This window comes from Streptomyces sp. Edi2 (genome assembly GCF_040253635.1).
Taxonomy (GTDB): Bacteria; Actinomycetota; Actinomycetes; order Streptomycetales; family Streptomycetaceae; genus Streptomyces.
Genome location: NZ_JBEJGX010000003.1, coordinates 3,065,489 through 3,089,046 on the forward strand (window position 1 = coordinate 3,065,489; position 23,558 = coordinate 3,089,046).

Here is a 23,558-nt window from a genome sequence, read left to right on the forward strand (position 1 = left end):
CCGAACGCGAAAGGGACTTTGAAGACAGGCCCTAGGTGTGTTGTCCCGGGACGTTGGTGACAGGCGACATGCCGTGAGTGGTCCTTGAAAGAGGCGAGGGCCTCCTCTCCGACAACACACCTAGCGCGGCCCTGCGGTCCGCCGGGTCGGGGGCAGAGCGCACCAGCCAGGCGGGTAACCGACAGGTGCCTTCCAAGCACTCGGCCGCAGGTTCGAGTCCTGCCGGGGGCGCTCTTCTCCGCCCGTTGCTCAGGCCTCCCTCGCGGAGGGCTTTTGCTGGTCAGAGGCGGTTTAGCGGACGTGGCGCGACGGCTTCGGCAGGGCCGGAGCGACTCCCGGCGGCGAGGGCGCCAGTCCGGCTGACGCCGGTTTCGAACGGCTCTCGGCGACTGGTCTTCCCGAAAACTTCCCGAAGTTTTCCGGCGGTCTCTTCGCGGCTGCGGGCACTGCCGGCAGCCGCTGCGGCCCTTCGATCCGCCCCTGGAGTTCGCTCGGCTGTCCAGTGATGCAGCGTGTGTAGGTCGCCAGGAGGACGGGGACGCTGTTGCCGGCCCAGGCAGCGACTTGGGCCGGTGGGACGCCGTTGTTGAGCCACGTCGTCAGGCAGGTGTGGCGCAGGTCGTACACGCGTTTGCCAACGGGCGAGCTGTACTCGTGCTCGTCGAGGACGGCCTTGCGAGCCTCGCGCCAGACCCGGCGGAACACCGAGCCGGCGAGCAGCCCGCCCTTCTCCCCGGGGAAGAGACTTGGCCGGGATGGAGCAGAGAGCGCTTGTCCACAGCCCCGGCTGCCTTGGGCGCGGCGTTCTCGTCCTTTCCCTTGGGTAGCGGGTTGGTCCTGAGGATCTTCTGCCGGATGGCGTGCTTCAGGACCACATTCGTGATGCGCCGGGGGCGCGGTTTACGGAGCTGGCCGCAGTCCGCGACCCCTCCAACCGGGTGCCGATCGCCAGCAACACGTTGTCGACGTGCCTGGGGCCCTCCCAAGCACGCATGGGCAGGGAGTTGCCCCGGATCCAGGACAGGATCGTGCGTGTCCCGGGAGGGGCCTCGCCGCGTCGGTTCTTGTTGAACACGTACTCGCGCAGGGCCCTGCGGACCTCGACGGGGTCGAAGCGCGTCGGTTGGGCGTGCAGCAGGGCGAGGGTGATCTTCGTCAGGGCCTTGGCTGTGCTCTTGCGGTTATTCGCCGAGATGCGGGGCCACTTCATGTCGACGTACTGGAGGGCGAATGCGTACCAGGTGACCTCGGCCGCGGGCGAGGCGTGGGAGACCGGGCGCCCGGTCTCCAGGTCGAAGGCTTCGCCGTTGTTCGCCGCAACGAGCAGCGTCGCGCGAAAGGACTCCGCAAGGGCGCTGGTCTTGAAAGTCTCGCCGCGGCGCTTGCCGTTCACGGACCAGCGGACGGTGTGGGTGGTGCCGCGCTTCCCCTTGTACACCTCCGTGTCATAGAAGCGGACCTTGAAAGACCGGTCTGTCACGCGCGGCCCTCACAGCCGGGGGTGGTCGCTTCACCGACGAACTCGCCCCTACCGGCCTCGGACCGATCACTCTGGCCCCGGCCATGGCCAAACCGGAATCTTGGGTTTGGTGTTGGCCGCGAGCCCCGGCGTCGACACCACCAGGACATCGCCCCAGGTGGACAGGCCAGACCGGACTCCTTGTCACGCCATGGCAGCGGGACGTCCGGATGTGCGGCGAGGATCAGTCGCGTGGGCGCAAGCCCTTGGTCAACTGCCGCGCTCCGTAGGCGACCGGGGGCACCAGCAGCATCCAGTACCAGGAGCCGGTGAGCACCATGAGCGTCACCGCGATGGCGCCGGAGAGCGGGAAAAGCCCATAAGCAGCGTAACCGGCAAGGGTGAGGGCGCGCCCAGCCCGCTGCTGACGGTCGATGCCGCCATGGGAGCGGACAGCGGGAGACATACCGGTGGTGTGCCGCCTGTCGGTGGATTCGTACATGGCCTTCCCCTGGGGTCGGGTCACAGCTTGGGCAGGACCTCGTCGACGAAAAGCTTCAGACTGGAGTGCATCTGCTCGTAAGTCTGCCCGCCGAAGTCGACATTCCATAGATAGGTATCGGCCGCATATGTTTCGTGCAATTCCCGGATCTGTTCCACGGCAGATTCCGGGGAACCGATGACCGCCGTACCGTAGCGCTTGACGTCGAAGGTACTCAGGTGCTTCATGTCGCGGCCCATGGACTCGTACCCGACGTAGCCGCTGGAGCTGGTGGTTCGCCAGGAGCGGGCCGCCTCGGTCCACACTCGCACGTATTCGCGATAGAGGGGCTCGGCTATGCGGTAGGCCTCTTCGTCGGTGCGGGCGATATAGAGCGGGGTGCTCATGGCAATACGCGGAGTCCTGGTGGTGCCGTGGGTGGCGGCGAAGACCTCACGGTAGTGGTCGACCAAGTGCCGGCTGACACTGCTGTACTGGCGGGCCGGGGGAAGAGCGAGCATGGCGCCGAAACCCTTGGTGGCCAGCCAGGTGAAGCTCTCGGGGGATTTCACTGCCGCTCCCCACACCGGCGGGTGAGGCCGCTGGGTAACCGGGGGTAACGAGGTGGCGTCCGCATAAGAGAAGTAGGGCGTCTGCTCGCTGACCTTCTCCTCGGTCCACAGCCGCACCACGGCCTCGATCGTGGCCTCGTAGCGTGGCCTGCTCTCGTCCATCGGCACCTTGAAGGCGTCGAACTCGTAAGGCAGCCAGGCCCGGCCGAATCCAGCGTCCACCCGACCACCGCTGATCGCATCGACCTGGGCGATGTGCGCGGCAAGCTGGATGGGGTGGTGAAAGGCCGGCAGCAGCGCACCCGTCATCAGGCGGATACGGCTGGTCCGTGCGGCAACCGCCGTCAGGAAGGTCAGCGGGCTGGGGCAGTAGCCGCCGTAGTCGCCGAGGTAGTGCTCGGTCATCTTCACATAGCCGAGTCCGGCCTCATCGCTGAATCTGCTGATGTCGATGGCGTCGCGGTAGTACTCCGCGGGCGTGCGCTGCGTGGGACGGCAGTCGGGCAGGAGCGATATGCCGTGTTCCATACGGTGGATCACCTTCGTCGGGATGCTGGGGCGGGGCGGGACGGCGCCCGGTGTGAGACGACGCCGTCCCGCCGATCCTCATGGGGTTACGCTCAGCTGCAGCAGCTGGAGCTCGATGTGGTGCTTGAGGTCGTGCTGCAGCTGGTGGTGCTGGTGCAGCCGTCCATCATGGTGCCCTCGGCGCCGTTGTAGTCGTTGATCTCGAAGGTCTCCGACTCCAGGGCGAGCATGTCCCGCGCCAGGTCGGCGAGATCGAGCTTGTCCACCATCGTGGACTCCTCTCTTCAAGTGGTGGTGCAGGTTGCGTAGTTGTGGGTCGTCGGCGTTGATTCCACCGAGGCCCAAAGAGCGAAGATCAGCTGCAGCAGCTGGTGCAGGAAGTGGTGCTGGAGCTGCAGGAGCTGCTGTCACAGCTCGTGGACGAACCACCCAACAGCTTGCCGTCGGCTTCGTTGTAGTCGTTGATCTCGAAGGTCTCCGACTCCAGGGCGAGCATGTCCCGCGCCAGGTCGGCGAGGTCAGGCTTGATACTCATAGCGTGCTTCTCTCCTCTCACAGGAATGTGGTCATGAAATGCGGCTTTAGCCGGGCCGCATGGAGATGCAGCCCGCCTTCATCCGGCCTGTCTCTATTCACGGGCACCCTGTCGCAAGGCGGCTGATAACGGCCTCACATCTCGCTGACATCCCCCAGACCGCAGGCGAGCGCCGCCGTCGCCATGGCGACGATTCCGGTACTCAGGGTGGGCACCGGATCAGGGGCGAAGCGCGGTGAGTGGTTGGGCGGAATGGCCGCGAACCGTTCCTTCGGCGGCAGGCCGGTGGTGCTCTCCCACCGCTGCCGGCCGACACAGCCAAGCATCCAGTAGACAGTCGGCACGGTTCCCCCAGCTGCATATTCGGGGAAGTCCTCGGTGGCCATGGAGATGCGCCAGGGTTGCACCGCGGCGGGTCCCAGCACGGCGGCGTGTGCCGTGCGTACCGTCGCACCGAGCTGGGGGTGATTGACAGTGGGGGCGGAGCGAGCGGTGACGGTGATCTCAGGGGGATGCCCGACGGCGAGCCGCTTCGCCTCTCGCCGGGCCAGTTCCGCGATCGCCTGTTCGGCTGCTTCGGCCTGTGGCTCGGTGGGGGCCCGGATTCCCACCTCAAGGGTTGCCTGGTCCGGAAGAACGTTGACGGTAGTGCCTGCATGCAGGGTGCCGACGCCGGCTACGACCTCCGGGCCGACCGCATGACAGAGCCCGGCAACGACAGCGGCCGCCGCCTCGATGGGGTTGGCGGTGCCCTTGGGGTATGCGGCGTGCCCGCCGGAGCCGTTCAGCACGATGCGCAGCACGCGGGAGGCCGCCAGTACCGTCCGGCCGTGTGCCACCACTCCGGCCGGGAAAGGGGCGAGGTGCTGGGCGAGGGCCGCGTCTGGAGTACCGAAGCGTTCGTAAAGCCCGTCGGCGAGCATGGCAGCCGCACCGGAGAGTGTTTCCTCGGAGGCCTGGCCCACCAGCAGCACGGTGCCACTCCACCGGTCGCGGTGCCGTGCCAGCAACTCCGTTGCGCCCAGTGCGGCAGCCAAGTGGGCGTCATGGCCACAGGCGTGTGCCACCGGAACGAGCGCGCCGTTGGGGCCCGGCGCAGTCACCGTGCTGGCATAGGGCAGTTCGGTCTCCTCACGTACGGGCAGAGCGTCGAGTTCGGCGCGGAGCAGCACCATTGGCCCCGGGCCGTTGTGCAGCGCTCCGACCACACCATGGCCGCCGATGCCCTCGGTGACCCGGCAGCCGAGACTGCGCAGAACGGTGGCTGCCCGGGCAGCGGTGCGCTGCTCGCCACCGGATAGCTCGGGCTCGCTGTGCAGCCGCAAATAGAGTTCAAGGGCCGAAGGCAGAACAGAGGCAACATCCCGTCGCAGCGACCGGCTCATGGGAAGGGGTGAGGGACGAGGTGAAGGTCTGCCCGGGTCAGATCAGTCTCACGCCAGCCCGCACGGCGGTAGGCGGAGAACATCCGGGGCATGTGCAGGGCCCGTTGGCGGGCCCAGCCGAAGTCGATCGGAAGCAGGCCGGGCACGATGGTGGCGACGGTGTGCAGTCCCAGACCGCGCTGTTCCGGCGTGGTCTGCTCCACCACGATCACCTCGTGGCCGGCGTCAGCCAGCGCACCGGTGATCAGGGCGACATCCTCGCGCAGGTCAGTGGCGTGTGGTCGGATGCGCTGCCAGCCGGCGTAGGTCTCCTCGTAGGGCACGGTGGTGGCCGGCTGGAGGTAGCGAGCGGCGTGCGGGGCCATCTCGGGCAAGGAGAAGAGCGCCGGATGGTCTCTGAGCCGACGCACCAGGAAGTAGTCGTCCGTCATGGCACGCACTTCGTCGGAGCGCTCCCGGAAGCGCCGGGGCAGTTCGGGCAGATAAGTGAGGATCTCCGAGAGCGCGCCCAGGATCGCGCGGCGCGGGTCGAGCCCGGCCGCGGCGGCGAAGGACAGCAGGCCCGGGCCGCCGTCACGGCGTACCGCCACTCCGGTGACGGCGGGGACGGGCAGGTCGATGCGGTTGTCGAAGAGTTTGACGTCGTAACCCTGGAGGGCAGCTCGATCGAGCATCATGCGGAGTTCCGCGTCGCGGACAGCGCTGACGTCGATCTCCGGCAAGTCCGCACCGCCGTACCAGCCGAGCACGAAGGAGTCGCGCTCGATGAGTTCCAGCAGGCCGAAGAGAACGGCCTCCGCCAGGGTGGAGCCACTGGCGCAGCCGTTGGAGGAGTCGAAGACGAAGTTGTCGTCCGAGGTATCACCGCCGTAGTAGACGAGTCGGCGGGGCACCAGGACGGCGCGGCCGGTGGTGAGTTCATGTCCCCAGATCCAGGGGACGGGCCGGGCCGGGTCAAAGGGAGCGCAGGCGTCGTCGAGCTGATAGGTCAGTTCGGAGTAGGTGCCGCAGGCGCGGGGATCGAGGGCATGGTCACGGATGTCGTCGTAAGCAGCAACGACCATCGGACCGCCATGTCGGCGGCTGATGCCTGCGTAACGCTCCAGTCCTTCGAAGAAGGCCAGGTCGCGACTGGGGCGGAAGGAGTTGCTCTGACCGCTGAACGTCATCTCGGCCAGGCCGTAGTGACCAGTGATCATCACGCGGCCGGTGACGGGGGCGGTGGTGGGCGAGGTGATGGTGCGGGAGGTAGTGGCACCGAGAACCCCGCAGACGGGGTTGATCAGAGCATCGGAGGGCAGCTCGAAGCTCTCCGGGCTGCGGGCCCGGTAGTCGCCCGACGCCCGCTTGGGCGCCGGCGGCAGTTCCCTCATCCGGGGTTCACTGCCGACGGGGCCGCAGGCGGGGCAGAGCGGGTCGGGGGTGAGCGGGAAACGGCGCACCAGGAGACTGTCGAGGTCCATGGCCCAGACCCAGGCCGTCCCCAGCCGTCGGTCGGGCGGCGAATGCACTGCGCTGCACGCCTGGTGCAGTTGCCACAGAGCCTCCACGGTGGAAGGCAACAGCAGCGGCCACTCCCCCAGCGTCTGATGACCGCTACCGAATTCCAGGGCCAGGCGCTGAAATTCGGGACGCAGCCGCTGCCAGCGCAGAGCGAGGCAGTGCCCGCACGGGCCGGGGGCACCGGAGCGGTCGGGGAACGGCCCGATCACGGCGATGTCCGGAGCGAGGTGGACGGTGGCGGCGGGCCGCTCAGCGGCTTCCGGGTCGGGTGACCCGGCAGTGAGTACGTCGTGGACGCCGAGAGTGACGATGGCGGGCGGCATGGTGTGCGGGTCCCACCCTGTCTGCCGGACGGCGAACTCCCGCCGCACGACTTCGGACGCAGCGGTGTACCGGCAGGGGGGGCTCTCGACCGGGAGGCTCATTCGGCGTTCTCCCAACGGAAGGTCTTTACGGCCAAGGCTGACAGCACCGCGGCGAAAGCCAGCAGGGCCAGACAGCGCAGGGCCCAGGGACCGAGGGCGGTGCCTCCGTCCAGCACTCCGGTAATCGCCTCGTTCATATAGCGCAGCGGCAGGGCATGGGAGACGGCGCGCAACCAGTCGGGGGACTGGCTGAGTGGGATGAACGACCCGCTGAGGAACGCCATGGGCACCATCAGGCAGTTCGCAAACGCGCCCACGGCGTCGGGGGTGCGACAGATGTTGCCGGCCACGACGCCCACAGCGAAGAAGGCCAGTGCTCCGCTGAGCAGCACCGGCACGGTGAGAGCGAGTCCACTCACGGTCACGTGCAGATGGAACGGTGGTGCCATGGCGATGGCGAGAAAGAGCACCGCCTGGGACAGCGCCACACACAGGACGATCGCCAGTCGGCTGCCGAGCACGGTCAGCACCGACGTGGGCGTGCGGCGGATGGTGTGCAGAAGAGCAGTCTCACGCCATTTCACCAGCGAGTAGGCGACGCCGAAGACAGCGGCGTTGCCCACGCCCCAGGAAAGGACACCGGGGGCAAGGTAGTCGATGACGTTCTTGCCGCCGTCGGCGGGTCGCGAGCCGAAGATCAGTCCGAAAACGACGATGAAGATCAGGGGGAAGGCGAAGGTGAAAAACAACTCCGCCTTGTTACGGCTGGTGGCAAGGTAGTGCGCCCGTACCAGCGGCCTGAATCCGGTCACTTGGTGAACTCCACTCCGGTCAGGTTGAGATAGACGTCCTCAAGGGTGGGGCGACGGGTCTCCACGTCTTGCAGGTCGACAACGGAGCCCAGAGCGGCGAGCACCTGGGAGACGGACTCGGTGCCGATCACCACATCGCTGCCGGATTCCTCGACGGTGAGCACACCGGACAGTGCTCTGGCAGCCTCGGGCGCGAGAAGGTCGGCGGGGAGGCAGATCCGGCTGGGGCCGCCGGCCTCACGGATGAGCTGCCGGGGCGTGTCCAGGGCTATGACGGCGCCGGCCTGGATGATCGCCGTGCGGTCGCAAAGCTCCTCGGCCTCGTCGAGATGGTGGGTGGTGCACAGAATCGAGCAACCCTGGGCGCGGATCTCGCGCAGCAGCCCCCACAGGCCACGCCGTGCCTCGGGGTCCAGCGCGGCGGTGGGCTCGTCGAGGAAGAGCAGCTCGGGGCCGTGCACCAGAGCGGAGGCGATGGCTAGTCGCTGGCGTTGGCCACCGGAAAGCTTGGTCACCCGTACCGAGGCCGAGCTCGTCAGACTCACCTTCTCCAGCGCTTCGTCCGCAGCCGAGCGGGGCAGGCCGTAGAGCCCGGCCATGGTCTGCAGGTGTTCCAGCGCGGTGAGGTCGGGAAAGAATGAGGATGCCTGGGTTTGGATGCCGAGTCGGCGGTAGACCGCCATGCTGCGCGGCCAGGGGCTCTGACCGAAGAGGGTGACGGTTCCGGAGTCGGGGGTGCGCTGGCCCGAAAGGATCTCGACCAGCGTGGTCTTGCCCGCCCCGTTGGGGCCGAGGATGCCGAAGAATTCCCCTTTTCCCACGGCGAAAGAGGTACCGGCCACCGCGACCGTCTCTCCATATGACTTGCGCAGATCCTGGACGACCAGCACCGGCTCGTCCGGGGATTGGGGTTTCACGAGGGGAACACTCCTTTGTCTGTTGCGTTGCGGAGACGTCCGGGCAGGGGGCTGCGGCGTACCTGCAGTCAGGCCATCAACCGGTTCTGCGGGCATCTCGCGGCGCCCTGTGGGGCGACGCCTCGCGACAGCGAGCGTTACAGCGGTCCACACGCCGCCGGCAGCCAGCGCGATCACCCGGATGATGCCGGACGTGAAGTGCACCACCAGCGAGACTGCGACAGTGGTGACCGCAAGCACGCTGACGGTGAACAAAGCTGCGTAGCCGCGGTAGATCCACCGCGCCCGCGGGCCGTACCCGGTCTCCCTCCGGCGGTTTCGCCGCAGGTAGGTCCAGGTCTGCGGGCCCAGATCAATGACGTTCAAGGCATGTTCGAGCATCCGGTAGCCGTCCAGGGCGGGCAACGGAAGATAGTTGACCAAGGCCCGCAGCACGCCGATCACCAGCAGCGCGGAAAGACTGTCGTGGGTGATGTCGCCGGGCGGCAACAGCAGCCACACGGTGCAGAACGGCAGCAGGACCACGAGGTTCATCACTACCCCGACCGCCGCCGTGGCCACCCGCTGCCGACGGGAGGCCAGCACCAGGACGTCGTCGGCCTCGCAGTAGAACGCCACCATCGGCAACCGCCAACGCATACCGATGGCGGTGGCCCGGCCCCCGTAGTGATGACACCACAGTCCGTGCCCGACCTCGTGCAGTGCCGAGCTGCCCCACAGCAGGAAGCCGGCCAGCACTGCCAGTTCGGGGTGCCGGTAGAGCACCGGGACGTCGTCGAGGAGTTCCGACGTGTGCATCGCGAGCCACAGCAGCATGCCGCCGCAGAGCAGCAGGGTCACCACGGCCGCAGCAGGGGTGAAGGCCCAGCGCGTGTGTCGGTGCAGCCGTTTGAGCATCCGTTGCGGATCGCCCCAGTTCACCGAGCCGGTCCCTCGCCCGCGTGCACGGGTCGGCTCCGGGCCACGGGCCTCGGGGACAGGAGGTCGTCGGCCGCCTGCGTCGTCCAGGAAGGAGCGACGCCACAAAGTGGCCAGAATGGCCCCCCATCCCCGTTCGTCGATGACCCGGCCGAACGCCCGGGTGTACTCTTCACCGATCTCGGCCAGGCGGCGGGTACCGTCGAGCCGTTCGATGATGAAGCGCTCCTTGGGTCCGATCTCGAAGAACTGCCCGCTGGCACGGTCCTTGACCAGATGGACGGTACGTGTGCCGTGCAGCACAGCGGGTCCGATGACGAGGCCCGGTGCACGGCGTGGCCGGCCGTCGAGCAGTGCCGCGGTCATCAGGCCACGCCTTCCGCTTCGGCACTCGGCTCCGTCAGTGCGCGTACCAGCACATGGGCCAGGTATGCCTCGTCGGTGAGGGTGATGTGCAGCCGGTTGTTGGTCATGTGCAGATAGGCGGAGAGCAGCCGCGCCGTGGCCTCGTCCGGGTCGGTGACGGTGACCCGGTGGGTGTGGTCCCAGGAAGGAAAGGCCAGCTGCCCCGAACGGGCCAGTGCGGCGATGCGCCGCCGCAGTTCGACACAGTGGGCGGCCCAGGAACCGAGCGAGCCTGGCAGGCGGTGGCCCTCGCCCTCCCGCACAGCGTTGCTGATGGCGGTGAACCGCTCGGAGACGGCGGCGGCCATGGGGTCGTAGTTGCGGTCGAAGTCGGAGCCGGAGACCAGGTCGGTGCCACGGAACGCGCTGTGCCAGTAGTCGCGGTAGCGCTCAAGGAAGCGAACGACGGCCGTGCCCTCGTCGAGGAAGACCGAGCACATCACCATCATGAGCTGGCCGGCATACCCGAGCAGAACGCTGCGCATGTGCAGGTTCATGACGGCTATGGAGTCGAGGACGAGGTCGGTGGAGCGGGTGAAGTGCCACTCTGCGAGGTCCACTCCGACCGGGCCGCCGTATTTGTCATACTCCGGCTCGTAGGCGGTCCAGTGGAAGGAGTTGTTGGCACGCAGCCGCATTCGGCCGTCCTCGCCGAGGTAGGCCTGGCGCTGCTCGTCGGTGTACTCCAGGTCGAAGAGGGTGTTGTAGAGGCCGAGGTAGAAGTCGGAGGTGACCTCATAGAGCGAGGGACGGCGGCGCAGGAAAGCGGAGATGGCTTCCTCGGCCCTCGCTTTGACGGTGCTCCGCGCAGTGGCATCGGAAGGATTTACGAGCTTGAAGCGCACCCGTACGTGGGGTCCCTCAAGCCAGTAGTTGAGGAAGAAGTACTGACTGATCAGGCCCTCGGAGGTGAGCTCGGCGATGAGCGGCTTGATGCACGTGGTCAGCAGCGGGCGCGTGCTGCCGGCGTAGAAGACGTAGACCGCGAGCCATCGGTCGTCCACCGCGGGAACTCCCTCGGACGGCGGCATGGCAGGGGGGTAGGTGGTCATCTCTCCTCACGGGGGTCGGGACGGCAGGGGGGCAGCGCGGTGAAGGTTTCCACCGCGATCTCGGTGATGTGGCTGCCGGCGCTCGACGTGGTGTGCAACGCGCCGGGGGCAGGGAGCATCTCGGTGACGGTCACCGACTCCACCTCGGAGGTCACCAAGTGTTCGAAGAGGTTCAGGGACAGGCAGCTGTCGAAGTCGAGGTAGTGCGGCTTGTGCCGTCGTACGGGCGCTGGACCACCGGTGCCCGGCAGGGCCTCCGGCCGACGGTCGCGGAGGGTGACGAACACCTGGGCTTCCATGCCGTGTTGCCGTCGCCAGTCCTGCCAGCGCAGGAACCAGCGGGCGGTGTCCTCCTCCGGCCGGCGCAACGGCAGCGCCTCAACCGGGACGGACCAGTGGCGTCTGCTGAGCACCACGCCGCCGTGTCGCACCCGGGGCCGACTGTGTACGCCGTCGGTGGCGGGGCCTTCCGGGACACCACCCCAGGCATCGGGGGAGACCATGGCCGAGGGCGAGAGCAGGAGCAGGATGCGGGCCACCTCGGGCAGCGCCATCGGGACGAGGTAGCCGAAGTAGACAGGAATGACTTCCTGCCCCAGAGTGCGGGAAGTGAGCACCAGCCGGTCGGAGCCGGGGTCGTGGCTGAGGGTGAGGTCCTCCAGCGGGATGCGTGCGGCTTCGGGGGCGGTGCTGTGCTCGCCGGGGCAGACGATCTCATAGTCGGTCAGCCGGCCGTGCAGATTGAGGTTGGTACGTGCGGTACCTCCGGTAACTTCCGCGAAGACGGCGCCCTGCGGGCATAACCGCCCTTGCCAGGTACGCAGTTGTTCGGCGAGGCCGAGGTCGTCGAAGCCGTGGCTGAAGCGAGAGAAGGGGAAAAAGAGTCCGCCCCAAGAACGGTTGAGCACGGCCGGGCCGTCCGGGGTGGCCGACAGCTGTACGAAGTGGGCGGCCGGACGGAAGTCCGGGGCCAGTGGCCGGAGCTTTTCGTCGACAGCGGCGATAAAAGAGTCGTCGAGTTCGATCTCGGTGACGGCCTCACGTCCGGAACCGGATTCTTCCCAAAGGGCGGCCATCTGCTCGGCGAAGAGCCGCCGGGCCTCGTCCACAGCCGTGATCTCCGGTTGGTCGAGCCAGTTCTCCGCGGGCACATAGCTGCCGTCGTCGGCGAACGGCGTGCGGGCGGAGGAGACTCGGACGTACTGGTCGTAGATGTCTTCCTGGAAGTCGCTGACCAGGCCGAGCAGATCGGAGCAGGAGCCGCCGGGGCCGTAGCGGGCCAGGAAGAATCCGCGCAGGGTGAGCCGATGCGGCAGCGCCATGTCGAAGGCCGGCATGATCCGTGAGAGGGAAGCCAGGGAGCGGCCGATATGCCGCTGGAAGCACTCTGCATCGAGCGGCAGGGCTGCGGTAGCGGCCCGGGTGTCCTCGTATATCAGGGTGGGCGGCAGTGTGGCCTGCTGTTCCCACGTGTGATCACGATGGACAGCGGCGAGGGTCTGCCGTACCTCGTCCAGAATCTGTCGACGTCCGGCGAGCGGGGCTCCACGGTAGGCCCGGACCAAGCCGCTGACATGGTTCAGTGCGTCGGCGATCCGGTCGGACCAGGAGCGTCCGAGGGAGCGCAGGTTATCGGCGAATCCGCGTACCGGGTCGGGGTGGTGAATGTCGACGGCGAGCGCGGGCACGGAGAGCAAGCCGAGCCGCAGCAGGGCGGCCAGATAACGGTCGCACTCCTCGGTGCCGGCCGCGACGCGCTGGGCGAAGCGGCCGAGCAACTCGTCGTAGCGCAGGGCCCGGCCGCCCTCGAAGAGAGCCATGAGCGCGTCCAGTCCTCCGCTGTGGCGTAGGAAGAACATGGTCTCGCTGACGGAGTCGAAGCTGGCGGTGACGGTATCGTCGCCTGTGGTGACGGTTCGGCGGACGTAGCGGATCCGATCGGTGTCGCTGGTCCAGCCGGTGACCAGGGTGACCGTCAGGTCGGGACGCAGCCGTGCGTCGGCGGTGATGAGTTCGCCGAGCCGGCCGAGGACGGCGATGTTGAGCTGGGTGTGATCGCTCCACCGGTCGTCCACAGCCATGGCGAAGCCGTCGGTGTCGGCTGTCTGCTCGAACTCGCCGAGGGCGACACCGGTGAAGGAGCTGAACGGGCTGGTCTTGCAGGCGCTGCGGTAGATGTACTCCAGTAATGAGCGTTCGATGCGCCGCTGTTTCTTGGAGAGCCGGGCGGTTGTGGGGGCGGTGCGCAGGTAGGCACCGATCTGCTCGTCGAGTGTGGGCGAGGCCAGCAGCAGCCCCTGACGCAGCCGTGGTTCTGCGGCGAGATCCTTGAGATGCTCTCGGGCGAGAGCGAGCTCCTCGTCGACTACCGGGTCGTTCAGCATGCGGTCCAGCTCGCGGTGGAGCTCCATCCACGCGTGCAGATCGGCGCCAACGACGCCGCCGATGCGGCCGGCCAGCTCTTCGCCGTTCCTGGGCATCGCGCCGGTGAAGAGCTTGCGGCGGGCGTTGAGCAACTGTCGGCGGAAGCGACCGTCCTCGTTGGCCTTGACCAGGTCATGGAGCTCGTCGCTGAGCCGTGCGCCTTCGGCCAGCAGCCGGCGACTGGCCTGGGCCACGCGCTCGGCCCAGGCCCGCGAGCGGGGTTGGCGCAGGCCGGTGACGGCTTCGAAGGGGAGGCCGCCGACACGGGCCATGAAGCGCGGGCCGAACTGAGTGTCGTGCGACAGTACTGTCGTTTCCGGTGCAGGGACAGGGTGGGATGCGGTGGTCACGGTGTGGTTTCGCCTCATCCGTTCTCGAACCGGCAGCCGGCGTGGCCGCCCCGCTCATGGCCGATCATGAGCATCAGCAGCGGCATCTCCCGGGTCTCGGTCAGCCCGAGTTCCTCCATGTAGGAGATGTTGTCGAAGCCCAGGGCGGCGCCACAGCCAATACCCAGTCCGGCAGCAGAGGTGTAGAGGGCCTGGGCGACGGCACCCGTCAGAGCGTTGATCAGGCGGTAGCCGCGCGGTCCGACGGCGTCGATGACGGCATCTCCGCGTATTACGGGAACGATGACGGCGGCTGCCTGCTCAACGTTGTAGTTGTTGAGGAAGTAATTGCGCTGCAGGAAGGTGCCGCAGCTGCCGGTCTTGACAGGCGCCAGGGCGGACTGCTTGGGGTCGTACTCGTAACTTCCCGGCTCGATGCCCTCGACGTGATTGACGAAGACGCAGAACTTGACCAGGCCGAGCCCCTGGTCTGCGGCCGGGGAAAGGTCGCAGGGCAGGGCGGCACCACGTTCGGCGGCGGTCAGCAGGGATCCCAACTCCCCCCGGGAAAGGGCGCGTACGGAGGAGAAGCCGCCGAAGCTACTGCGGCGGCCCCGTAGAGCGTCTCCCAGGCTCACTTCGCCGAACTCGGCAGGTTCGAGCGGGATGCGCTCGGCGACGCGCGGTGGCAGGGCCCTGGCGGCCTCCAGGGTCTGCGCATCGGGCCGGAGACCGGCCCCGGTGAGGGTGTCGGTGTGGATGGCCTGAAGCGTCTCGAACTGCAGTACGGTGCGGGAGCGTTCCTCGTCGGTGTGCGTCACCGACGAGCGCGTCGGCACCGTGGCGGCGGGCCGTGGGAGACGGGTGCCCGCCCAAGCGAGCGGGACAACGGCGAAGATTCCCTCGTCATCGGGACGTACTCCGATGAGTTCACCCAACCGGGGCTCGTCGAACCAGAAGGCCGGCCGGATATCCAGTCCCCGGGCGCCCGACCACTGCCGCCAGCTCTGCGTAACGGTGCCGATATCCATCGTGGTGGCGTGATAGCTGAAGCTGTTGTATTTGAAGGCGTTCTGCCAGAACTTCAGACCGAGCAGCATGAACTGGTCCGTGTCCACGGCCGGTTCGCCGCCGGCGGCCAGTGCCTCGGCAACCTGACCGCTGACGTCGCCACTGAGCAGCCGTTGCAGACCGTGGTGTGGGGAGCTGTAGTAGTAGACGCCGGGCGGGACAGGGGCGCTGGGACCGGCTACCCAGTAGATGCTCACCGGGTACAGACCGCCGCCGGAGGCTGTTCCACGGCTGAACTTGGCCGAGGAGTAGGACTGGATCTTGTCCAGATCGTCGTTGGCGTTGATCTCGATGCGGCGGCTGAGCCGGCCGTAGGATTCCAGGAGCATCCCGGAGAGCAGGTCCAGGGTGAAGCCTGCACTGCCGCCCTTGGCCGGCGGTGAGAAGGCATCGCGGAGCAGGGCGTCAGACTCCGGCACGCCGGCAGAGGTCACCGGCAGTTCGATGATGTCCAGTCCCCGGTAGAGCTTGGTCTGCCGGGGGGCATCGGCCCAGTCCGGCTGGAATCCGAGCGGTGGCATTCCGTCCCGTGCGCGGTGAAGCACGGCGTTGAGGTAGTCATGGGCGTAGGCCACGGCGCATGTCCTTTCCAAAAACTCGCGGGCGGTCGGTCGTAGGGGCGTCGGGGCAGGTGCGTCGGTCAGGGGAAGGGGTGCGGCGCCTGGTTGAGGTCAGCCTCGGTCAGGTCCCGATCGGCGAAGCCCGCCTCGCGGGGAGCGGTGCGCAGCCTGGGTGAGAGCAGCGCGCGCTGCCGGGACCAGCCGAAGTCGATGGGCAGCAGCCCGGGGACGATCACACCAGCAGTGCTCAGCCCCCGCCTGCGCTGCAGCTCCAGGCTCTGGTCCACAGCGATGACATCGAAGCCGGCCTCGGCGAGCAGGCCCACGCATGCCTCTACGTCCTGGCGCAGATCGGGTGCAGGACGCAGCCGCTGGTCCAGATCGGCATAGGTCTCCTCCATCGAGCGCGTGCCGCGTTCGCCGAGCAGGAACTCCGCGTGCCGCCGCATTGCGGGCAACCCATAGAGCAACGGGTGATCGTGCAGGGCGAGCACCTGGTCGAAGTCGTCGACCATGGGCGCGAGCCGGTCGTGGTTCCAGGTGACCCGGCGTGGCAGCTGGGGCGCGTCAGTGGCGATCTCCACCAAGGCGGCTCGCAGTGCCTGTTCCGGACAGAGCCCGGCGCCGGCGCCGAAGGCGAGGGTGCCGCGGCCGCCGTCCGTCCGCTCTGCGACGGCGATGACCACGGGCACCCCGAAGGTGATCCGGGCGTCGAAGAACCGAGCGCGGTAGCCGTGCAGGGCCAGCCGGTCGATCAGACCGCGGGTGGTGGGCGAACGGCTGGTGGTGCCGTCGATCTCGGGCAGCTGCAGGTTCGCGTACCAGGCAAGCAGGAAGGCATCGCGCTCGATGAGCTCTGTCAGCCCGAAATAGACCGCCTCGGTGAAGGTGCTGCCGGAGGCACAGCCGTTGGAGCACTCCTGGATGAAGCGGTCCGCCAGGGGTGCCGAGTGGTAGTAGCTGATCATCTCCGGTACCAGCACGGGTTCCCGATCCCGCAGTGAACGGCCCCAGACCCAGGGGATGGTGCGCTCGTCGGTGAAAGGCGCCACCCGGCGCGGATCCGCACGGTAGAACTCTTCGGAGTACATCCCGCAGGCGCGCGGGTCGAGCACCCTTCTGCCGGCCTCCCGTAGTTCCCGCAAGCTGGCCATGGTGCCGACGGTGCGGGCCCGCGAACGCATGCTCGCGTAACGCTCCAGCCCCTCCAGCAGACCGACCCGAGCACTGTCCCGGTAGGTGAGGGTGTGGCCGCCCCAGAAGGTCTCGTGCAGGTAAGAGCCGGAGCGCAGGTCCATCCGTCCGTAGGTGGAGGCGGTGGTCGGCGAATCGTGCTCACGCACCACTGCGATCCCCAGCACCCCGCAGACCGGGTTGACCAGTTGCGCCTCGTCCAATTCCAGCTCGTCCAGTGACTTCGACCGGAAGGAGTCCTCCGCCGGTTTCGGCGAGGAAATCAATTCGAGACCAGCGCAGTGGTCGTCGTCGGTGATGACCTCGGTGCAGGTCTGGCACTCGGGATCGGCAAGGAGCACGAAGCCGCGCGAGCGCAGCGAGCGCATGTCCAGCAGCACCACTCGCGCCGAGGCAGCGGCGGTATCGCTGTCGCACCGGCCCGGGTCAGCGGCGAGCCGGCTCAGCAGCCGGCCGATGACCTCGACGGCGAACGGGGTGAAGTACGGCGAGCTACTCACCTCGACGGTGCGCCCGCCCAGCTCCAGCGCGTCCCGAAGTTCCTTGCTGCGCACCGATTGCCACCGGCGATTCAGGCACTGTCCGCACGGGCGCGGAACGCCGGGCCCGTGCACCGGTCCGAGGACGGCCAGGTGCCCGTAGAACCGCAGGGCGACAGTGGACTGGTGTGTGGCGGTGTCCGGTGGCGCGGCCAGCTCGTCGCGGACACCGAGCCGGGCGAAGTCGGCCTCGAGGCCGAGCTCACCAAGAACCGGAGCGAGGGAGGTACGCAGTGCGTCCCAGCCCTGCTCGGAGTGCGACTCGGCCTGCCGGGCCAGCAGCGCGGACCCGGTCATGACCGGGTGGCGGCGAGAAGTACCCGCACGGCGTGCAGGCCCGCTTGCCGCAGGTCCGGGGATCCGTCAGCGACCGCGTAGGGCTCGTACCCAGTGGTGCGCAACGTCTCCAGTACGGCGGGCACCTCCACAATCGACTCCGCAAGTGCGGTGACCTCACCGACCGGTACGGCATACGGGTCGAAGGAGTCGATCAACCTGTGCCCGACCGGCGGTTCCTCCGCCCGCTCAGCCAGGATCTGGCACTGCCCCAGCAGGTCACGCAAGGCGATCCGGGCCGCCCTGATGGGCGAGCCGTCCGCACCAACAGCCCACAATGGCGTGTCGTCTGCTGCCCGGGTGCGTGCCAACAGCACGGTGGCCGCCCCCGTACCGGGCAGCCACAGCAACTCGGCGGCGACACCGAGGTTCTCCGCGCTGCTGAGCAGGAAGGCCAGCTCGGCATCGTCGGCCAGGCTTTCCGGGGCAACGCTCGGCACGGCGGCGCCGGAACGCACAGCGGTGGTGACAGCGAGATGGGCCACCGCGGAGTACAGCCCGCGGTAGGCAGCCTCCGCGGGAGAAGTGCCCATGCCCAGCCCGGCCGTGGTAGCGGTGAAAGTGCCGGCCGGGTTGCAGGACGGTGCGTACGGCCGTACCACAGCGGCTGGGACGAGCACCTCGGTGCCGTCGATCAGAGAGGCGGCCCGGGACCACGTCCCGGCGGGCTGGGCGCTGAGGTCGACGCCGCTGAAGGTGGACAGCTCGGCGGGCTCGATGCGCTCGGTCCCCTGGGCGTGCTCGGCCGGCACCACCGGCGCCGGGGTGACCAGATCGAGGTATTCGCCGGCAGCAGCGCGCAGCGCGCGCATCCGGGCACCGGCCACATGGTGCAGGTCGAAGGCGGTGATCACCCGACGGCGTCCGGTACCGGAGCCGAAGCGTAACCGGCTGACCTTCAGCGGCAGCTGAGTGGGCCAGTCGTCGTCGAACTCGCGGAAGACCCCGCTGGCGCCTCCGACCAGTCGGGCGGTGAGCGCGTCGAGCTCCTCGACCGCCGGGTCAGGCCCCTCGTCGGTGGGTGAGGGAACGGAAGAGTCCACCAAAGTGGTCAGCTTCATGCGCCGCCAATCGACCACCTCCTCGTCCGGACCGGGGCCAGAGCTGGTGCATATGGTGCACAGCGGATGCGGCAGCACTGCCGAAAGGGTCGAATCGAAGGAGTCGATCTCTTGCACGATGACGGAGTTCTCGGTCTCCGGCGGCAGGACACCTGAGACCTCGCGGAAGGCCTCGAAGCCGAGAAGATTGCCAAGGATCGCGGAGAGATGCCGACCGGGTCGGGCTCCAGTATGGTCGCCGCCGGTGGTCACCGCGCGCCAGACGTCGGCCGCCGCGGCTGAGTCGCCGTTGAAGCCCAGCCTCAGCATCGCGCATGACCAGCAGGCGCCCGCTTCGCCGGTGGTGAGTGGGCCGACCACCGCCCGGTGACCGAACATGGTCATCGGCAGCACTCTGCTGCCCTGCGGGACACCCTGCGACAGCAGCCGCATCACCTGGGCAGGGGCCTGCCGACCCGTACACACGACCAGTTCCGCACCGCCGAGATCTTCCCAGTCGAACAAGCCGTCGCGTTCGGGGATCTGCTCCACCCGGGCCGGGCAGCCGGCTTCGCTGAGCACTCCGGCTTCCTTCACGGCCTGGGCATAGGCCTCCGCCGGTCCGGCGAATCGCACTGCCGCGATGCCGTTACGGATAGCGCTCGTCGCGCACCAGCCGCCGATCATGTCCTCGCCCAGAACGACCAGCTGGGCGGTGCGGAAGCGGTGGAAGCGCTGTGCGGCCCGGTCCTCGTAGTGGTCGATGTACTCCAACTGCGGTGTGAAGCGTTCGACGACAGCCGGCTCGAGCGGTATCGCGGCCTGACCGTCCGGGGGCGGTACGTCGCGGGCCAGTCCGCGGTCCATGAGCATGCGTACCAGGGTGTTGACCATCTGCTGCTGAGGTGTCGGGAGCATTTCGCACAGCTCACGCACGGTGTGATCGCCGTTGAGATGGGGAACGATCAGTGTGGCGAACCGGTAGGCCGAGCGTCCGGCGAGCTGGAAGCCGCCGGACGCATTGTGGAAGAGCACCCCGTCGTCGGTCTCCGTAAACAGCACATCGCGCTTGATCCGTACACGGGCGTTGCCGAACGGAATGGCTTGTGGCATGGACACGTCTGCCTGTCCCTTTCTCCCGGACCGTGCGGTCCTCTGGGTTCGGCCCGGTGGGGCCTGGATGAATGGGTGCACTGAATGAACACCCGCGGCGCTCGGTGGGCGCCGGGGGATGGTCTGGCCGGCTGGTCAGTTGCCGGAGATGAGGTGACTGCGCAGCAAGGTGGGGATGCAGTAGAGCCCACCAGGGCGGTAGTCGACCGCGCCGGCCTCGAGAAGTTCGTCGAGCCGGTCCTGTAGTTCGCGCTCCGCGCGGCCGAGCATGGCTGCGCACGCCGTCAGGGAGAGACTCTTCTCCCGAGCGGCGGCCAGCTCGCGCAGGAGTTCACCGCAGGAAGGGGGCAAGGTGCCGAGATAGTCGTCGAACCGCTGCCCGACCGAAGCACCCTGGCGTCCGCCGACCATCAGCGAGGCCGGTGAGGCTGCGCGCGCTGCCCGCACCGCCGACGCCAGGTCATGCCCTGGGCGCAGGAGCAGACGCGTTGTCAGAATGCGCAGGGCGAGGGGGTGGTCTCCGCAGAGAGCAGCCAACTCGTCGGCCGCCTTCGGTTCGGCTGTCGTCAACCGTGCACCGAGTACGGAGGCGAGAAAGGTCAGTGATTCCTCTCTCCGCCAAGGTTTCACTCGAAAGACGGCGGCCCCGCGGCTGACCACCAAGTCGGCGAGACTGTGCCGACTGGTGATGACAATGGTGTGCCCTTCCGCCCAGTCCAACGCCGGCAGCACCTCGTCGCTGCTCCGCACCCCGTCCAGCACGATCAAGGCGTGTTCCAGGGGCGCGGGTTCGTCCTGCAGGTCCCCTTGGCGAGCGTCGAAGAAGTGCCACCCACCAGGAAACCAACCGGTGTCCGGATGCTCTTCGCACAGCTGCCGGGCGAGACGGACGGTGAGCGCGCTCTTGCCGACGCCGGGCAGTCCGGAGACGACCACGATGGTGGGCGTGCCGGTGCGGACCAGCAACTCCTGTAATTCGGCGAGCTCGGTGCGACGTCCGGTGAAATCCTTGAGGTCAGTGGGCGGGCGGGCGGCCAACACTGTCCGACGACGAGAGGTTGGTGTGGCGGCTGCGAACGTCTCGCCTCGGAGAATGGCCAGGTGAAGCTGTTGCAGCGCGGGTCCGGGGTCCACCCCGAAGGTCTCGCGTAGAAAGCGGCTGATGGAATCGTAGGCGGCAAGGGCCTCACTCTGTCGCCCCGTACGATAGAGCGCTTCCATCAACTGGGCCGTGAGTTGCTCATTGCCCTTGTACTCGGCTGAAAGCGCGCGCAGTTGAGGGGTGATCACGGCGCAGTTACCGAGCGCAAGCTCGATTTCGTGACATCGCGCCAGAGCGTTGATCCGTTCCTCCGCCAGGGCCGCCGCCGCTCCGTCGTGCAGGGCGGGCGAGACCAGGTTGGCTACGGGGGCTCCCCGCCAGTTGCTCAGGGCGCGTCGCAGCAGCGCGAGCTCACTGGCTTCCGATTCCGCCTGTCCGGCCCGTTGCACGGCCTCACGAAAGGCAAGCAGGTCGAGTGTGCCGGCATCGGCGGAAATGCGGTAACCACCAGGAACCGTCTCGATGTTGCCACCGGATTCAGCCAGCCCGTACTTGTACAGCAACTTCCGCAGCCGCAGCATGGTGGTGTGGATCGCAGCACCGGCCGCAGTTGGCCGCTCATCACCCCACAAGGCATTTCGCAAGTACTCCTGCGACACCGTTTCATTGGCGTGCAGAAGTAAGGCCCCTAATAATACTGTCGGCTTGGAAGAGGGAATCACCATAGATTCCGCCCCATCGCCGATACTCAGCGGGCCGAGCACCCGGAAAGACGGACGTGGAACTCTCGCCTCGCGCCGCCCGGAAACAGCGTCACCGACGTCGCCAAGCCACGCTACATCCCGTCTCGCGGACCGCGACTGCACAAGCTGCGGTTCACCTTCACGCACCATCAATTACTCATCCCCCCGTCGACACATTTCACAGATCCGCAGGCTCTCTACGCAACCCCTCCCGCATTCACCTGCGTAACTCCCGTGCCACTTGAGGCGACGCTAACACACCCAACAGACGTTCGATGCCGAAGCCATCCGGGCGCAGAGATGAAGATCCACAGCTCAACAGGCACCTCCACCTAAACCCTCACCCCCGACATTAACTCCCCTTGACTAATTATTTGCGAACGGCAGTCCACTTCGTCGAAACCGACCCTGCTGTCGTTAGTGGACCACTAAACAGCTCGCTTTGCGGAATCAGTTACTCCAGGCACTCACGCCGACAGCGGCACGCCCCTCCCTCGCCGACCACCCATCGAATCAGCCATTCTGGCTCGTCGCCCATGGCCGAACTGCGGTGGCGCACCTGGGGAGAAGGCGCAGGTCTTGCGTGCAGCGCCCGCGAGCAGCGGCGTCTGCCACATCGCCACTCGCCATGACCGCCCGTCACGGTCCCATTGAATGAGAAAGACGCACATCCTGCGCCAGCCGTATTCAGCCAGGACAAGTGGGTCTCTTTTGTCGGTCGATCCGAAGTCCATCGCTCCGTTTTCGGAGGTGACAGTGATCTGTGAGGGGGGTGTCAGCAATCAGTCGTGACGACTGACAGTGCCGTCCGGCATAACGGTGTGAGGGCAGCGAAATTGTTCGGCGTTCCCCATGAGCGAAACGCCTTGGGTGCATACGCAGAACGGAATTCCGCTACCCACCTCAGGGTGCATCCGCAATGTGCGGAGCCCCTGCGACTCAGTGGCCCTGCGCCATCACCTGAGTCGAGTAAGAGAACCGGACGCAGTCAGTAAGAGCAAGTCAGGAGACAGACCATGAGGAAGAGCAGCACCGTCAGGGCAGCAGCATCCTTACTCCTCGCCGCCGCCGCCGTGACCGGGGTAGCCAATACCGCCATTGCGGCTCCAGCGCCCCAGGCGTCCAGCCTCGGAGCCGAGGCGGCCAAGCCAAGCTGCACCGAGCTGAAGAAGATCTTCGACGTCCTCTCGACGAGCAACAATGTCGCGGAGGTCAAGAAGTCGTTCGACCGCTGGATCGGCATCCTGGAAGACGCGAAGCCGACTGTGCCGAAGGACCACCAAGCGATGTACGCCAAGTACATCGCGAATGTCAAGGCCATGCGTGCCGAGCTGAATGCTGCCAACCCGAGCGCGGCACTCAACAAGATCCACAAGTTCGCCAAGCCGCTTGCTGATGCGCTGAAGAACTGCAAGTACTGACGGCGACCTGAGGACGATGCCCGGCGCCCGCATCTGGCCGCCGGGCATCGGCCCGACGGGGGCTCCTCTGCGTGGCTATGAGAGGTTTCGTAGCGGGATGCGGGTGGTGAGGTGGGAGCGGAGGACCAGGTCGTCCATGGTGTCCATCAGCCAGAGTTCGGTCAGTGGTAGGCGTACGGCGATGCGGCTCCGGTGGGTGGTGACGAGGTCGTGGAGTTGCCGGTAGGTGGTGCCGGTGACGTCGTCGGTGAGCTGTAGGTAGCCGGCCAGGAGGGGACGGTGGGGTGCGCCGGTCCGCGTGCGCAGTTGGCTGAGGGCAGTTGCGGATTCCGCGTCGGCTGCCTGTACGGGGAGGTAGATCCTGCCCGTGTTGAACCGGCCGATCCATGGCCCGCGGACGATCACTTCGATGGGCGGGGCCGGGTGTGCGAGGAGTTCCGGGCTTCCTTCGAGTCCTCCCGCGAGGGTGGCGTGCATGCGGTCGGCCCGTAAGGCCAGTCCCGGCCACCAGATGAGGGGGGCGACGTCGCTGCGGCGGAGGTCGTCGAGGAAGGCGGTGATGCCGGGGTCGGCAGCCAGCCTGCGGCTGTCGATGGGGATCACTGCCGATCGTATGGGCGGCCAATACTCGGCCGTGCCGGTTTCTGGCGCGAGGGGTGCTCTGGCCCGGTCGTGGAGGAGAGGCAGTTGCCGTTCCCGGTAGCGCTGGTCCAGCGTCAGCGCCCTGTTGGCCGCCCAGTCGTAGGCGGCGGCTTGCCGGGACAGATCCGTGAGGGGATCCAGCAGGGGTGCGGTTTCCTCGCTCATGGGTGGC

At 67.4% G+C, this 23,558-nt stretch carries 17 protein-coding genes and 1 tRNA gene; 2 read left to right on the plus strand and 16 right to left on the minus strand.

The annotated features are described in order from the left end of the window. Window positions 1-165: 165 nt before the first annotated feature. Window positions 166-231, plus strand: a tRNA-Gly gene (locus ABR737_RS16900). A 634-nt stretch (window positions 232-865) separates the two neighbouring features. On the opposite strand, the gene ABR737_RS16905 is transcribed toward ABR737_RS16900, so the two are convergent. The 15 genes from ABR737_RS16905 to ABR737_RS16975 all read right to left on the minus strand — a co-directional run bounded on the left by ABR737_RS16905 (window position 866) and on the right by ABR737_RS16975 (window position 21,305). Continuing rightward, the gene (locus ABR737_RS16905; protein ID WP_350250996.1) at window positions 866-1,480 is read right to left on the minus strand and encodes a hypothetical protein; all 615 of its coding nucleotides are present in this window, start codon (window positions 1,478-1,480) and stop codon (window positions 866-868) included. Window positions 1,481-1,703: 223 nt separating this feature from the next. Next, a complete protein-coding gene (locus ABR737_RS16910) occupies window positions 1,704-1,961 on the minus strand; it encodes a hypothetical protein (RefSeq protein ID WP_350250997.1) in 258 nt (85 codons plus the stop codon). 20 nt (window positions 1,962-1,981) lie between these two features. After that, the gene (locus tag ABR737_RS16915; RefSeq protein WP_350250998.1) at window positions 1,982-3,040 is read right to left on the minus strand and encodes an LLM class flavin-dependent oxidoreductase; all 1,059 of its coding nucleotides are present in this window, start codon (window positions 3,038-3,040) and stop codon (window positions 1,982-1,984) included. Window positions 3,041-3,132: 92 nt separating this feature from the next. Next, window positions 3,133-3,309, minus strand: coding sequence for a thiazolylpeptide-type bacteriocin (locus tag ABR737_RS16920; protein ID WP_350250999.1), 177 nt, complete (start codon window positions 3,307-3,309; stop codon window positions 3,133-3,135). Window positions 3,310-3,395: 86 nt separating this feature from the next. Then, window positions 3,396-3,575: a thiazolylpeptide-type bacteriocin gene (locus ABR737_RS16925; protein ID WP_350251000.1), complete on the minus strand. Its 180-nt coding sequence runs from the start codon at window positions 3,573-3,575 to the stop codon at window positions 3,396-3,398. A gap of 134 nt (window positions 3,576-3,709) precedes the next feature. Then, window positions 3,710-4,900 carry an amidohydrolase gene (locus ABR737_RS16930; RefSeq protein ID WP_350251001.1) on the minus strand — a complete coding sequence of 397 codons (1,191 nt, stop codon included), beginning with the start codon at window positions 4,898-4,900 and terminating at the stop codon, window positions 3,710-3,712. A 56-nt stretch (window positions 4,901-4,956) separates the two neighbouring features. Next, complete coding sequence (locus tag ABR737_RS16935) at window positions 4,957-6,888, minus strand: TOMM precursor leader peptide-binding protein (RefSeq protein ID WP_350251002.1); 1,932 nt, start codon at window positions 6,886-6,888, stop codon at window positions 4,957-4,959. Continuing rightward, on the minus strand, window positions 6,885-7,640 hold the full coding sequence (locus tag ABR737_RS16940) for an ABC transporter permease (protein ID WP_350251003.1): 756 nt from the start codon (window positions 7,638-7,640) through the stop codon (window positions 6,885-6,887). Before ABR737_RS16940 ends, ABR737_RS16935 begins: the two co-directional genes overlap by 4 nt. After that, the gene (locus ABR737_RS16945; protein WP_350256812.1) at window positions 7,637-8,557 is read right to left on the minus strand and encodes an ABC transporter ATP-binding protein; all 921 of its coding nucleotides are present in this window, start codon (window positions 8,555-8,557) and stop codon (window positions 7,637-7,639) included. The genes ABR737_RS16940 and ABR737_RS16945 overlap by 4 nt, the downstream gene beginning before the upstream one ends. Window positions 8,558-9,840: 1,283 nt before the next feature. Further along, entirely contained in the window at window positions 9,841-10,932 is a 1,092-nt protein-coding gene (locus ABR737_RS16950; protein ID WP_350251004.1) for a lantibiotic dehydratase C-terminal domain-containing protein, read from the minus strand. Further along, the gene (locus tag ABR737_RS16955) at window positions 10,929-13,706 is read right to left on the minus strand and encodes a lantibiotic dehydratase (RefSeq protein WP_350251005.1); all 2,778 of its coding nucleotides are present in this window, start codon (window positions 13,704-13,706) and stop codon (window positions 10,929-10,931) included. The genes ABR737_RS16950 and ABR737_RS16955 overlap by 4 nt, the downstream gene beginning before the upstream one ends. Window positions 13,707-13,720: 14 nt before the next feature. Further along, a complete protein-coding gene (locus ABR737_RS16960; protein ID WP_350251006.1) occupies window positions 13,721-15,331 on the minus strand; it encodes a nitroreductase family protein in 1,611 nt (536 codons plus the stop codon). Between the two features lie 65 nt (window positions 15,332-15,396). Next, window positions 15,397-17,346 carry a TOMM precursor leader peptide-binding protein gene (locus ABR737_RS16965; protein WP_350251007.1) on the minus strand — a complete coding sequence of 650 codons (1,950 nt, stop codon included), beginning with the start codon at window positions 17,344-17,346 and terminating at the stop codon, window positions 15,397-15,399. Then, complete coding sequence (locus ABR737_RS16970) at window positions 17,343-19,538, minus strand: TOMM precursor leader peptide-binding protein (protein WP_350256813.1); 2,196 nt, start codon at window positions 19,536-19,538, stop codon at window positions 17,343-17,345. The genes ABR737_RS16965 and ABR737_RS16970 overlap by 4 nt, the downstream gene beginning before the upstream one ends. 135 nt (window positions 19,539-19,673) lie before the next feature. Continuing rightward, window positions 19,674-21,305, minus strand: coding sequence for an AfsR/SARP family transcriptional regulator (locus ABR737_RS16975; RefSeq protein ID WP_350251008.1), 1,632 nt, complete (start codon window positions 21,303-21,305; stop codon window positions 19,674-19,676). Window positions 21,306-22,339: 1,034 nt separating this feature from the next. On the opposite strand from ABR737_RS16975, the gene ABR737_RS16980 reads away from it, so the two are divergent. Then, window positions 22,340-22,744: a hypothetical protein gene (locus ABR737_RS16980; RefSeq protein ID WP_350251009.1), complete on the plus strand. Its 405-nt coding sequence runs from the start codon at window positions 22,340-22,342 to the stop codon at window positions 22,742-22,744. A 75-nt stretch (window positions 22,745-22,819) separates the two neighbouring features. On the opposite strand, the gene ABR737_RS16985 is transcribed toward ABR737_RS16980, so the two are convergent. Further along, complete coding sequence (locus ABR737_RS16985; RefSeq protein ID WP_350251010.1) at window positions 22,820-23,551, minus strand: hypothetical protein; 732 nt, start codon at window positions 23,549-23,551, stop codon at window positions 22,820-22,822. Window positions 23,552-23,558 lie beyond the last annotated feature (7 nt).